This is a genomic window from Polaribacter sejongensis, assembly GCF_038024065.1.
GTDB classification, from domain to species: Bacteria; Bacteroidota; Bacteroidia; order Flavobacteriales; family Flavobacteriaceae; genus Polaribacter; species Polaribacter sejongensis.
The window spans coordinates 2,204,020-2,217,025 of record NZ_CP150667.1 but is presented as its reverse complement, the minus strand read 5'-3'; the positions used below and the strand labels follow the sequence as shown (position 1 = coordinate 2,217,025).

Here is a 13,006-nt window from a genome sequence, read left to right as displayed (position 1 = left end):
GACAAATTGGCAGAAAATTTAATGGACTAATTCTAATGTTTTTTGTTGAAAATTGATGAAATAATTTTTTTTTACAAAAAACTAACTACTTTTGCAATCAAAAATAGCGCGTTTTTAAAGCGTTCTAGCGACAAAAGAGAGATAAATGGCAAAGAATTTAGTAATTGTAGAGTCACCAGCAAAAGCAAAAACCATCGAAAAATTTCTTGGAAAAGATTTTCAAGTAGAATCTAGTTATGGTCATATTGCAGACTTACCATCCAAAGAATTGGGTATTGATGTAGAAGGAGATTTTAGTCCAAAATATATTATTTCTGATGATAAAAAACCTGTAGTTAAAAAGTTAAAAGCTTTAGCAAAGAAAGCAGACACTGTATGGTTAGCAAGTGATGAGGATCGAGAGGGTGAGGCAATTGCATGGCATTTAAAAGAGCAATTAAATTTAAAGGATGAAAATACAAAACGTATTGTTTTTCATGAAATAACAAAAAACGCCATTTTAAAAGCAGTCGATAATCCAAGAGATATAGACTATAATATGGTAAACGCACAACAAGCACGTAGAGTTTTAGACAGACTTGTTGGGTATGAGTTATCGCCAGTTTTATGGCGTAAAGTTAAAGGAGGTTTATCTGCAGGTAGAGTACAATCTGTAGCAGTTCGTTTAATTGTAGAAAAAGAAAGAAGCATTCAAGAGTTTAATGCAGAAACACATTATAAAGTAGTAGCAGAGTTTTCTAATGTTGAAGGAAAAACGTTTAAAGCAACGATTCCAAAGAATTTTGATACTAAAAAAATAGCAGAAAATTTCTTAAAATCGTGTGCAAATGCAGATTTTTCGATTGCTGAGTTAACTAAAAAGCCAGCAAAGAAATCTCCAGCAGCACCTTTTACAACGTCTACACTACAACAAGAAGCATCTAGAAAATTAGGTTTTCCGGTAGCAAAGACCATGCAAGTAGCACAACGTTTGTATGAAGCCGGTTTAATTACTTATATGAGAACAGATAGTTTAAATTTATCTGTTGATGCAAGAAATGCTGCTGAAGAAGAAATTACAAATTATTACGGTAAAGAATATAGCAAACAACGTGTTTTTAAAACGAAGTCAAAAGGTGCCCAAGAGGCGCATGAGGCGATTCGTCCTACCAACATGAAAATGCATTCTATAGATACAGAATATGACCAAACTAGATTGTATGATTTAATTTGGAAAAGAACATTGGCTTCTCAAATGAGTGATGCTCAGTTAGAGAGAACCAATTTTAAGATCGAAAATTCTGAGAACTCAAAAATATTCACTGCAAATGGTGAAATGATAAAGTTTGATGGTTTCTTAAAAGTGTATCTAGAAGGAAAAGATGATGATGAGGAAGAACAAGCAGGAATGCTACCAAATTTAAAAGTTGGTGAAGCATTAGAGTATTCTTTTATAAACGCAACACAACGTTTTACAAGTCCGCCTTATCGTTTTACAGAAGCTTCTTTGGTAAAACAATTAGAAGAACTAGGTATTGGTAGACCATCTACATACGCACCAACAATTTCTACTGTACAAAGAAGAGGATATGTAGAAAAAGGAGAGGATGAAGGGTTAGAAAGAAATTACGAACAAATGATTTTAGTTGATGGAACTGTAAAAAGTGAAGCATTAACGGAGAAAACAGGTTCTAATAAAAATAAGTTAATACCTACGGATATTGGTAATATTGTGAACGACTTTTTAGTTGCTAACTTTTCTAATGTTTTAGATTTTGGTTTTACTGCTAAAGTAGAATCTTCTTTTGATGATATCTCTGAAGGAAATGAAGATTGGATAGAAATGATTAAAGGTTTCTATACAAAGTTTCATGACACGGTGGAAGATGTTAAGGAAAATGCAGAAAGAGAAAGTGGAGAACGTATTTTAGGGAAGCATCCAGAAACTGGTAAAACGGTTTTAGTTCGTCTGGGTAAATTTGGACCAATTGCACAAATTGGAGCACCAGAAGACGAAGAAAAGGTGTTTGCTAGCTTAAATAAAGATCAGAATTTAGGAACCATCACTATGGAAGAAGCACTAGAATTGTTCTTGCTTCCAAAAACATTAGGTGGTTATGAAGATGAAGAGGTTATTGTTTCTAACGGTCGTTTTGGTCCTTACATTCGTTTCGGAACCATGTTTGTTTCTTTAGATAAGGGAGAAAATCCTATGGAAGTAGATTTGCCAAGAGCTATAGAGTTAATTGTTGCAAAACAAAAAGCAGATGCGCCTATTTATCATTATGAAGATTTACCTGTACAAAAGGGAGTTGGTCGTTTTGGACCTTTCTTAAAATGGAATAATATATTTATCAACGTTAATAAAAAATACGATTTCGATAATCTTACTGATGACGATATTATTGAGTTAATAGAAGTTAAGAAACAGAAAGAGATTGATAAAGTTATCCATAACTGGGAAGATGTAGAAATTCGTGTAGAAAAAGCACGATGGGGACGTTTTAATGTAATAAAAGGGAAAATTAAAATAGAATTACCTAAAACTACAGAAATAGAAAAACTTTCTAAGGCAGAGGCTGTTAAAATGATTGAAGCTAAAACGCCAAAGAAAAAAGTGGCGAAGAAAAAAGCTGTCAAGAAAAAGGTAGTTAAGAAGAAAGTAACCAAAAAGAAATAATATTTTTCATAAATTACATTTGATTTTAAAAAATTAATGAACCAAGACTTTTTAACCCCTGTAAAAGAATCGATTGTAAAATCTTTAGAAGAACAATCTAATTTGTGCTTAGGGAAAACCTTTAGAATACATACTCTAGAAGACGGTTTGCCTGATTTAGAAAATGTGCAAATTGCAATTTTAGGAGTTCAAGAAGATAGGAACTCAGAGAATAATTTTGGCTGTGGAGAAGATTTACATTTTATCAGAAAAAAATTATACAATTTGTTTCCAGGTAATTGGAACACTCAGATAGCAGATTTAGGAAATGTTTTAAAAGGAAATTCTGTTACAGATACGTATTATGCTGTTTCAGAAATTATTACGGAACTACTTAAGAAAAATATAATACCTGTAATTATTGGTGGAGGTCAAGATCTTACATATGTAAATTATAGAGCTTATGATTCTTTAGAGCAGACCGTTAATATTGCTGCTGTAGACAGTCGTTTCGATTTAGGTCATTTAGATGATCCATTAACTTCTCAATCTTATTTAAGTAAAATAATTATGCAAGAGCCTAATAACTTGTTTAATTATAGCAATGTAGGTTATCAGACGTATTTTAATTCGCAAGATGAAATACAGTTGTTGGATAACTTATTTTTTGATGCATATAGATTAGGGAATGCAAAAGAATTAAAAAATATTGAACCTGTTTTTAGAAATGCTGATATTGTTTCTATAGATTTGGGTTCTGTGAGACAAAGTGAAGCACCTGCAAATAATAATGCTTCTCCGAATGGGTTTTATGGAGAAGAAATTTGTGCCATTTCTAGATATGCAGGCCTTAGTGATAAAGTAACTTCATTTGGTGTTTATGAGTACAATTCTAAGCTAGATAATAATCATCAGACAGCACATTTAATTGCTCAAATGATTTGGTATTTTATTGAAGGTGTTAATTTTAGGGTAAAAGATTATCCGTTTTCAGGAAAGGAAAATTATCAGAAATTTACCGTTTTATTAGATGATGATGATCCTTTAACGTTTTATAAAAGTAATAAATCTGGAAGATGGTGGATAGAGATAAAAATCTTATCAGATAATAAATACAAAAGACATGCGTTAATACCATGTACATATAATGATTATACAGAAGCCACTAAGCAAAATATTCCTGAAAAGTGGTATAAAGCGATGCGAAAATTAGTGTAATAAATAAAGATTAAAAGATTAGAACGTTAAAAAGCAATTTGCTTATTGTTTTTTAACAAAAAAAATAATAGGTTTACGGACTTTATAGTAAAGACATTTTTAAATATGAAGAAAGCAGCAATATTTGCACTTTTAATAGTAGTTTTTTACAGTTGTGGCTCTAATGATAGAGGAGAATTGGTTGGAGTTAAATCGAATAAAAAGTGGTTTTCAGAAAAACCATTTGGTATGGCGTTAATTCCTGGAGGTGCTTTTACAATGGGTAAACAAGACGAGGACCTTATCGGTACAATGAATTCACCTACTAAAACAGTTACTTTAAGACCATATTACATGGACGAAACTGAGATAACTAATAACGAATATAAAGAATTTGTTCAGTGGGTTAGAGATTCTGTTGTAAGAACTAGATTAGGGTATCAACAAGAATTTGCAAGTATGATGGGAACACCAGATCCAAACGGTGCACTTCCTTCTGGAGGTATTAATGATTATGCATTTGCTGTATTAAAAGATACTACAGGAGCTAATGCTTATGAAAAATACATGTATGAAAACTACACGAGTTTAGAGTTGGATTCAGATTCTGTAAGACCATTAAACTGGGAAAATGATATTATTTGGGAAAAAGAAGATTTTCCGGATGCTGATTATGTAGAGGTTATGGATACTTTATTTGTAGCTAGAGATGAAGCTGTAGATGGTGTTAGAACTTTTAACGTAAAATACTTAAAATATAAATACACTTGGTTCGATAGAGACAATGCTGCAAGACAAGGTGGTAATAGAAAAGACTTTGTAAAACACGAAAAATTAAACATTTATCCAGATACTACTGTTTGGGTAAAAGATTTTAGTTATTCTTATAACGACCCAATGCACCAAGATTACTTTTATCACCAATCTTATGGAGATTATCCTGTTGTTGGGGTAAACTGGGGGCAAGCAACTGCTTTTTGTAACTGGAGAACTAAGAAGAAAAATAATTATTTAAAAAGTAGAAAAAACTCAATTGGTGTTCCAGACTTTAGATTACCAACAGAGGCAGAATGGGAATATGCTGCAAGAGGAGGATTAGAATTTGCTACGTATCCTTGGGGTACTGGTAATACCACTTCAGACAGAGGTTGTTTCTTAGCAAACTTTAAACCGGTAAGGGGAGATTATGCTGTAGATGGAGCGCTATATACTATGGAGGCTAAATCTTTTAATGCAAATGATTACGGTTTGTATAATATGGCTGGTAATGTTTCTGAATGGACAAACACCGCTTACAACCTATCTTCTTATTACATGGCTTCTACAATGAATCCGAATGTAGAGGATAGAAAAAACAAAAGAAAAATAATTCGTGGAGGTTCTTGGAAAGATGTAGCGTACTTTTTAGAAGTGAGTTCTAGAGATTATGAATACGCAGATACTGCAAGAAGTTACATTGGTTTTAGAACCGTTCAGAATTACATTGGTACAACTAACAAATAATCAAAAAAAATAAAAAGAAAATAAATTATGGCACAGTCAAAATCTTACAAAAAAATAATGAATTTCGTTTACGGAATGGGAGCAGCAGTTGTAATTGTTGGAGCATTATTCAAAATTCAGCATATGAGTTTAGGTCCTATTACTGGAGGTATGATGTTAACGATTGGTTTATTAGTTGAGGCTGCCGTTTTTGCTGTTTCAGCTTTTGATACACCAGAAGATGATTTTGATTGGTCTAAAGTATATCCTGAATTAGGAGATGATGGTTTTACTACTGTAAAAGCAGTGAAAGAAGAAAAAGAAGAAGTTGGTGCTCAAGGTTTATTATCTCAAAAATTAGATACTTTATTACAAGAAGCTAAAATTGATGCTAGATTAATGACAAGCTTAGGTACTAGTATGAAAAACTTTCAAGGAGCTGCAGAAGGTTTATCTGCTGCATCAGAATCTATTTCATCTACTAACAAATACAACGAACAAATGTCTATGGCTGCTATTCAAATGGAGTCTTTAAATAATTTGTACAAAGTACAAGTAGAAAATGTAAGCAAACAGTCTGCATTAAATGGAGCTGTTGTAGAAAATACAGAAAAATTAAAAGATCAAATGGAGTCTTTAGCAAAAAACTTATCTTCTTTAAACGGAGTTTATGGAAATATGCTTTCTGCAATGTCTAAATAATAATTAGTTAACAAATACAAATATTAATTTAAAAAACTAATTATAATGGCAGGAGGAAAATTGTCCGCAAGGCAGAAAATGATAAACTTAATGTACCTTGTATTTATTGCAATGTTAGCAATGAACATGAGTAAAGAAGTTTTATCTGCTTTTGGTTTTATGAACGAAAAGTTAAGTGAAAATAATGTTTCAACAACAGCAAAAAATAATGAAGCGTATGCTAATTTAGCAACTAAAGCTTCAGAACAAGCTGCGAAATTTGCAACATTAAATCAAGAAGCAATAAAAATTAAAGGCTATTCTGCAGATTTTTATACTTATTTAGAGGAGTTAAAAGCTAAAATGACATCTGATATAGAAGATAAGAATGATTATGAATCTATGGATAAAACCGCTTTTTTAGATGAACATTTCTTTAAAGGTGATAAATTTACAGTAGAAGGTCAAGAGTTTTTAGATAAAATAAATAGCTATAGAACAAGTGTAACTGGTGCTTTAGGAAAAGACAGTAAGTTTGCACCAATTGTTGCAAATAGATTTTCTACAAGTGATGTTACAAATAAAGATGGTAAAACCATAAAATGGTTAGATTATAGATACAAAGGATTTCCTTTAGTAGCTTCTTTAACAAGTTTAACTCAAATGCAAGCAGATATTAAAAACACAGAAAGTGATATTGTATCTGATTTATTAGGTGGTAAAATGGAAGAAGCATTGTCTTTAAACAACTATAAAGGAATTGTTGCTTTAGATAAGAACGCTTATTTTGCTGGAGAAAAAGTTACAGGAAAAATTGTTTTAGGTCGTTATGATGCTACTATGATTCCAGATAATGTTACTTTAAATGGTAAAGATTATAAAAACATTCAATCGGGTCAAGTAATTATAGACATGCCTGCCGGTAATGTTGGTAGTCATGATATTAAAGGTCAGATTGCTTTTACACAAAACGGAGAAGTGGTAGAAGTACCTTTCGAAAGTACGTATTCTGTAATACCACAACCAGGTGATGCTGTTGTTTCTGCAGATAAAATGAATGTAGTTTATAGAGGTTTAAGCAATCCTATTTCTGTTTCATTACCAGGTGTTAGCGATAACAATTTAAGAGTTTCTGCATCAGGAGGTTCTTTATCTGGTGGAAGAGGTAAATATATTTTAAAACCAGGTGGAGGTAACTCAGCAGTTATTAATGTAAGTGCAACGTTAAGCAATGGGAAAGCTGTAAACTCTAAAGCTACCTTTAGAATTAAAGACATACCAGCAGCTATGGGATCTGTAAGAGGTCAATACGGAACCGTAAGAATGCCTAAATCAGGTTTATCTAATGCTCCTATTGCGGCAGGATTACCAGATTTTGAATTCGATTTAAGTATTAGAGTTCAGAGTTTTAAAATAAAAGTACCAGGAGAATTAACTATTATTGTAAATGGCTCTTCTTTAAATGCTGCAGCAAAACAAAAATTAGCCAAAGCAAAAAGAGGAGATCAAATTAACATTTTCGATATTAAGGCAACTGCTAATGGAGTAAAACTTAAACAAGTATTACCTGTTAGTATAGAATTAACAAACTAGAAGTTAAAAAATAAAATATGTTTAAAAATTGTTTAGTATTATTTTTCGGTTTGATGATTAGTAGTTCAATAAACGCACAAATAGGTTTATTAAACGCTAAAACAGTAGATCAAATAGGAAAGAAAAACGAGCAACAAATTGCAGCAGATAACGATGCTCCTTTAGCCTACGGATATGTAGATGATAGAGATGTATTATGGTCTAAAGTAGTTTGGGAATTTGTAGATCTAAATCAAAAAATAAATTTACCCTATTATTTTCCTATCGATAACTCAAATGTTTCTTCTAACAGAAGATCTTTATTTGATACTTTAATTAAAGGAATCAAAGAAGGTAATATAGATGAAGTATATTCAGACTCTTTCTTTACGTCTAAGATTACTCAGAATGAAATAGATTCTAGAATGTCTAGTGTAAGAGAATCAAATGGATATAGTGATACTATTAGACTTCAATCTCAGGATGTAGAAGGGTATATGATGAAGGGAATGTGGTATTTTGATAAACGTCAAGGAGAATTAAAATACAGATTGTTAGCAATTGCACCAATGGGTAAAGATGTACAGACTTTAGGTTTGGGACTTGATGGTGGGAATGAAGAAGAATTGTATGAGTTGTTTTGGGTGTTTTATCCATCTGCAAGAGATGTTTTACACGATGCAAAAGTCTTCAATCCAAAAAATGCATCACAACCAATTTCTTTTGACCATATGTTAAATGCAAGACGATTTAGCAGTACCATTGTTAGAGAAGAAAACATTTATGGCGATAGAGCAATTTCAGATTACGTTAGAGGAAATTCTTTATTCCAGTTATTAGAAGCTAATAAAATTAAAGAAGGTATTAGAAATAGAGAAATGGATATGTGGAATTACTAAAATTCTACCATTTTTTAAAAATATTAAAACGTTCCAAATCTTTGGGACGTTTTTTTTTGAAGCTATTTCCCGCTATCTCTACTCGCTTTTTTTATCCTATATCGGAATAAAAAAGAGCTCAAACATACCGTTCTATCGGGGCTATACATTTTAATAAAGTTCAGTAATAATATCATAATTATTGCAAATTCACGTATTTTTATCACATGAAAGTAGATTATATAATAGTTGGTTTAGGATTAGCAGGTTTGGCTTTTGCAGAAGAATTAATTGCAGCAAAAAAATCATTTGTTGTTTTTGAAGATGACTCCCAAACTTCATCATTAGTTGCCGGAGGCGTTTACAATCCTGTAATTTTAAAACGTTTTACACCTGTTTGGAACGCAAAAGAACAATTAGATGTTGCGCTTCCTTTTTATAAAAGGTTAGAAGAAAAACTAAACATTACTATAGACCAAAAATTTGTAATTAAGAAATCTTTTAAATCTGTAGAAGATCAAAATAATTGGTTTGGTGCTTTAGATAAGCCAAAGTTGACCGATTATTTAGATCCTAAATTAGATCCTAATTCTTATAACGGAGTTTTAGCTGATTTTAGTTTCGGAAACGTAAATGAAACAGGTAGAATAGATACAGAAAAATTAATAAATGCTTACAGAGCATATTTAGAATCTGAAAACTTCATTCGTTTTGAACAATTTAAACACGAAGAATTAAAGATCGAAGAAGATTCTTTAATGTATAAAGATATTGAAGCTTCTAAAATTGTTTTTTGTGAAGGTTTTGGAGTGGTAGAAAATCCGTATTTTAATTATTTACCAATAAATGAAGCAAAAGGAGAACTATTAACTATTCATGCTCCGGAATTAAATATCGACTTTTTATTAAAATCCACACTTTTTGTAATGCCTTTGGGTGACAATACGTATAAAGTAGGAGCAACGTTTAATTGGACAGATAAAACATCTGATCCTTCTGAAGAAGGAAAAGAAGAATTGGTAGAAAAGTTAAAGAAAGTACTAAATGTTCCTTACACCATCGTTTCGCAATCTGCAGGAATAAGACCTACGGTTTCTGGCAGAAGACCTTTGGTTGGTATTCATCCAGATTATGCGCAATTAATTGTTTTAAATGGATTAGGAACACGAGGAGTAATGATTGCACCTACGGTTGCTAAAAATCTATTCAACCATATTTATAATGATGAATCTTTGGATGAAGAAATAGATATTGTTCGTTTTAAACATTTGAAGGATAAAAGAAAGTAATAATAAAAAAACATGCTGATACGTTGAACCATCGTTTTTATAATAAGAATGAAAAAGAGCAAAATAGAATACTAATTACGATAGCAATTTGTTCTCTTATAGTTATTGTGTTGTCAATTATTATATCAATATATTCAAGAATATATGTAATTGGAATTTTAACATTTTCTATTACTTTATCTATAATTGCTCCATTCTTTGATATGCCATCCTTAAACAAAAGTGGTAGAATAATTTATTATTCATCTTTATTTGTAATCGAAAAACCTAAAAATGGCCGAATCAAAATTCACGGTGGAACTTTATTTGATTACTATTTCGTAATTGAAAATCAAATGAATGGAAAACAAAGAACTGATTTTATAATCCAACAATATTTAGAAGGACTTTTACATCTACTTAAAAAGCATGAGAAGGATAAAAGAATGAAAATTAGTGGTACAAGCTATATTATAAATAAGAGAACCGCCGAAAAAATTGGCTTTAGAATTATTGAAACTGATTTTTTACAAAAAATAATCCTAACTTATAATTACTTTAATATTTTAATTTCAAATTCAATAGCAAAAAATAAATTATCATTTCCAAAATTAAATAAAACTAAAACATTTGAGGCCAACATAGCTCAATTACTTGAGCGAAAAGAATATATTGAAAAATTAAATAATTTATTAAAAAACAAGATTGTTAATTCTTTACAAGATTGATTATTATGTGTATGTTTTTAGAGGTTTTTCAATAAGTTCCTTCTTAGTTTGCAATATGCGCTAAGGATAGAGCCCTTCGACAAGCTCAAGACAAGCTAACTGTTTAAGCTCTTTTTGTTTTTACAAAAAGTGAGTAACGAGTGCCTGTTAAAGCGTCTAAAAACCGTTTATAATTGTTTTTTCTTAAATCTTTTATCAAAATGGATAAACATATTGATCCATATTATTCTAGATAAGCGTAAATTAAAAGGTGCTAAAATTAATAATGCGATTACAATTGCGGCAAAACATTGTAACAGACTTAAGCCAAAAAACAAACTACTTATTACAAATACAGCAACAGAAAGTGCCACTGTTAAACCATAATTAACATACATAGCTCCGTAAAAGAAGGAAGGTTCCATCATGTATTTTAAATTACAGTTCGGGCAATTGTTATGTAATTTGGTTACTTTATTGGGATTAAAAGTGAATTTATGGGCAAAGAAATCGCCTTCATGACATCTAGGACATTTGGCTTTAAAAATACTATATAACTTGGTACCCTTTTTCAACATAATAGACCTTAATTTTGTATACTTTTGCAAATATAGAGTTTTAAACTTTTTTTTAAGTAACAATTATTACATTAGATGCTAAACGTACACAACTTATCGGTTTCTTTTATGGGAACTGATTTATTTTCAGGAATAACTTTCAAATTAAATAAAGGAGATAGAATTGGTCTTATCGGAAAAAATGGAGCAGGGAAATCTACGCTTTTAAAAGTGCTTTCTAAAGATATAGAAACAAGTGGTGGTACCATGGCTTTTGATAAAGATATTAGAATGGGGTTTTTAAGACAAGATATAGATTTTGTTGAAGGAAGAACTATTTTAGAAGAAGCATACCAAGCGTTTGTTGAAATTAAAGAAATTGAGATAAAACTTGATGAAATTAATGAACAATTAGCGACTAGAACCGATTACGAAAGTGAAGGCTATACAGAATTAATTCACGATCTAACGGATAATACAGAACGTTATGAATTACTTGGTGGTTATAATTACCAAGGTGATACCGAAAAGATTTTACAAGGTTTAGGTTTTCAGAGAGAAGATTTTGACAAGAAAACCGATACTTTTTCTGGAGGTTGGAGAATGCGTATAGAATTGGCAAAATTATTATTACAAAATAATGATATTTTGTTATTAGATGAGCCAACGAATCACTTAGATATTGAATCTATTATTTGGTTAGAAAATTTCTTAAAAGGATATTCTGGTGCTATTGTATTGGTATCGCATGATAAAATGTTTTTAGATAATGTTACCAACAGAACAATAGAGATTTCTTTAGGTCAGATTTACGATTATAAAAAACCATATTCTGAGTTCTTAGTTTTAAGAGCAGAAATTAAAGAAAAGCAATTACAGGCACAGAAAAATCAAGAGAAAGAAATAAAGCAAAAGCAACACTTAATTAATAAGTTTAAGGCAAAGGCGAGTAAAGCATCAATGGCGCAATCTTTAATGAAACAACTTGATAAAGTTGAATTAATTGAGGTTGACCAAGATGATAACCAAGCAATGAATGTTAAGTTTGCTATCTCTAAAGAACCTGGTAAAATTATTGTTGAAGCAGAGAAACTTTGTAAAAGTTATGGAGATAAACATGTTTTAGAAGATGTAGATTTATTAATTGAGAAAAACAGTAAAATTGCCTTTGTTGGTCAGAACGGACAAGGGAAATCTACTTTGGCAAAAATGATGGTTGGAGAAATTCCTTTTGAGGGAATTTTAAAACTGGGTCATAATGTAGAAGTTGGTTATTTTGCTCAGAATCAATCTGAAGAATTACCACCAGAAAAAACAGTATTGGAAATTATGGAAGATGCTGCCACAGACGGTAACAGAGTTCGTGTTAGAGATATGTTAGGTTCTTTCTTATTTGGTGGAGATGCTGTAGATAAAAAGGCAAAAGTACTTTCTGGAGGGGAAAGAAATAGATTGGCATTGTGTAAATTATTATTACAACCATTTAATGTTTTAATAATGGATGAGCCAACCAATCACTTAGACATTGCCTCTAAAACTGTTTTAAAAGAAGCTTTAAGAAACTTTAATGGAACCTTAATTGTAGTATCTCACGATAGAGATTTTTTACAAGGTTTAACGGAAACTGTTTATGGTTTTAAAGACAAAGAAATTAAAGAATATTTAGGAGATATTGACTATTTCTTAGAACAACATAAAATAGAGAATTTAAGAGAAGCAGAAAAAAGAACGGTTGTTAAAGTAGAGAAAGATACTTCTAAAAAAGAAGCACATCAATTATCTAGAGATGAAGAAAAGCAACTAAAGAAGTTAAAGAATAAACTGTCTAATGTAGAAACTGAAATTGCAGATTTAGAAAAAGAAATTGCAAAGATAGATTTAGAATTGGCACAGAATTATGATGAAGTTTCTGCAAGACCAAATTTCTTTGAGAAATACAAAGCTAAAAAAGCAAAATTAGATTCAGTAATGGAAAACTGGGAGAAAATAGAAGCAGAAGTTTCTAATTTTTAAATATCTTTTAATA

General features: G+C 30.9%; 10 protein-coding genes. 9 read left to right on the top strand and 1 reads right to left on the bottom strand.

What is annotated here, in order from left to right:
- Positions 1–145: 145 nt before the first annotated feature.
- The 8 genes from topA to WHD08_RS09155 all read left to right on the top strand — a co-directional run bounded on the left by topA (position 146) and on the right by WHD08_RS09155 (position 10,444).
- Entirely contained in the window at positions 146–2,659 is a 2,514-nt protein-coding gene (topA, locus tag WHD08_RS09190; protein ID WP_208891046.1) for a type I DNA topoisomerase, read from the top strand.
- A 36-nt stretch (positions 2,660–2,695) separates the two neighbouring features.
- Positions 2,696–3,856, top strand: coding sequence for a formimidoylglutamase (locus WHD08_RS09185; protein ID WP_165733725.1), 1,161 nt, complete (start codon positions 2,696–2,698; stop codon positions 3,854–3,856).
- 105 nt (positions 3,857–3,961) lie between these two features.
- Complete coding sequence (gene gldK, locus WHD08_RS09180) at positions 3,962–5,338, top strand: gliding motility lipoprotein GldK (protein ID WP_165733724.1); 1,377 nt, start codon at positions 3,962–3,964, stop codon at positions 5,336–5,338.
- Between the two features lie 27 nt (positions 5,339–5,365).
- Entirely contained in the window at positions 5,366–6,019 is a 654-nt protein-coding gene (gene gldL, locus WHD08_RS09175; protein ID WP_165733723.1) for a gliding motility protein GldL, read from the top strand.
- A 45-nt stretch (positions 6,020–6,064) separates the two neighbouring features.
- The gene (gene gldM, locus WHD08_RS09170) at positions 6,065–7,591 is read left to right on the top strand and encodes a gliding motility protein GldM (RefSeq protein ID WP_208891047.1); all 1,527 of its coding nucleotides are present in this window, start codon (positions 6,065–6,067) and stop codon (positions 7,589–7,591) included.
- A 17-nt stretch (positions 7,592–7,608) separates the two neighbouring features.
- Positions 7,609–8,469 (top strand): gliding motility protein GldN, encoded by an 861-nt coding sequence (gene gldN / locus WHD08_RS09165; protein WP_165733721.1) that lies wholly within the window; start codon positions 7,609–7,611, stop codon positions 8,467–8,469.
- Positions 8,470–8,675: 206 nt separating this feature from the next.
- A complete protein-coding gene (locus tag WHD08_RS09160; protein ID WP_165733720.1) occupies positions 8,676–9,737 on the top strand; it encodes an NAD(P)/FAD-dependent oxidoreductase in 1,062 nt (353 codons plus the stop codon).
- 23 nt (positions 9,738–9,760) lie between these two features.
- Positions 9,761–10,444, top strand: a complete 684-nt coding sequence (locus tag WHD08_RS09155; RefSeq protein WP_208891048.1) for a hypothetical protein — start codon at positions 9,761–9,763, stop codon at positions 10,442–10,444.
- A gap of 167 nt (positions 10,445–10,611) precedes the next feature.
- Here the strand turns inward: WHD08_RS09155 and WHD08_RS09150 are convergent, their stop codons facing one another.
- On the bottom strand, positions 10,612–11,031 hold the full coding sequence (locus WHD08_RS09150) for a DUF983 domain-containing protein (RefSeq protein ID WP_340833823.1): 420 nt from the start codon (positions 11,029–11,031) through the stop codon (positions 10,612–10,614).
- 45 nt (positions 11,032–11,076) lie between these two features.
- On the opposite strand from WHD08_RS09150, the gene WHD08_RS09145 reads away from it, so the two are divergent.
- A complete protein-coding gene (locus WHD08_RS09145; RefSeq protein ID WP_165733717.1) occupies positions 11,077–12,993 on the top strand; it encodes an ABC-F family ATP-binding cassette domain-containing protein in 1,917 nt (638 codons plus the stop codon).
- The last annotated feature ends 13 nt before the right edge of the window (positions 12,994–13,006 follow it).

Coding starts and splice junctions, on each gene's coding strand:
- topA (WP_208891046.1), top strand. CDS start 146: ATGGCAAAGAATTTAGTAATTGTAGAGTCACCAGCAAAAGCAAAAACC.
- WHD08_RS09185 (WP_165733725.1), top strand. CDS start 2,696: ATGAACCAAGACTTTTTAACCCCTGTAAAAGAATCGATTGTAAAATCT.
- gldK (WP_165733724.1), top strand. CDS start 3,962: ATGAAGAAAGCAGCAATATTTGCACTTTTAATAGTAGTTTTTTACAGT.
- gldL (WP_165733723.1), top strand. CDS start 5,366: ATGGCACAGTCAAAATCTTACAAAAAAATAATGAATTTCGTTTACGGA.
- gldM (WP_208891047.1), top strand. CDS start 6,065: ATGGCAGGAGGAAAATTGTCCGCAAGGCAGAAAATGATAAACTTAATG.
- gldN (WP_165733721.1), top strand. CDS start 7,609: ATGTTTAAAAATTGTTTAGTATTATTTTTCGGTTTGATGATTAGTAGT.
- WHD08_RS09160 (WP_165733720.1), top strand. CDS start 8,676: ATGAAAGTAGATTATATAATAGTTGGTTTAGGATTAGCAGGTTTGGCT.
- WHD08_RS09145 (WP_165733717.1), top strand. CDS start 11,077: ATGCTAAACGTACACAACTTATCGGTTTCTTTTATGGGAACTGATTTA.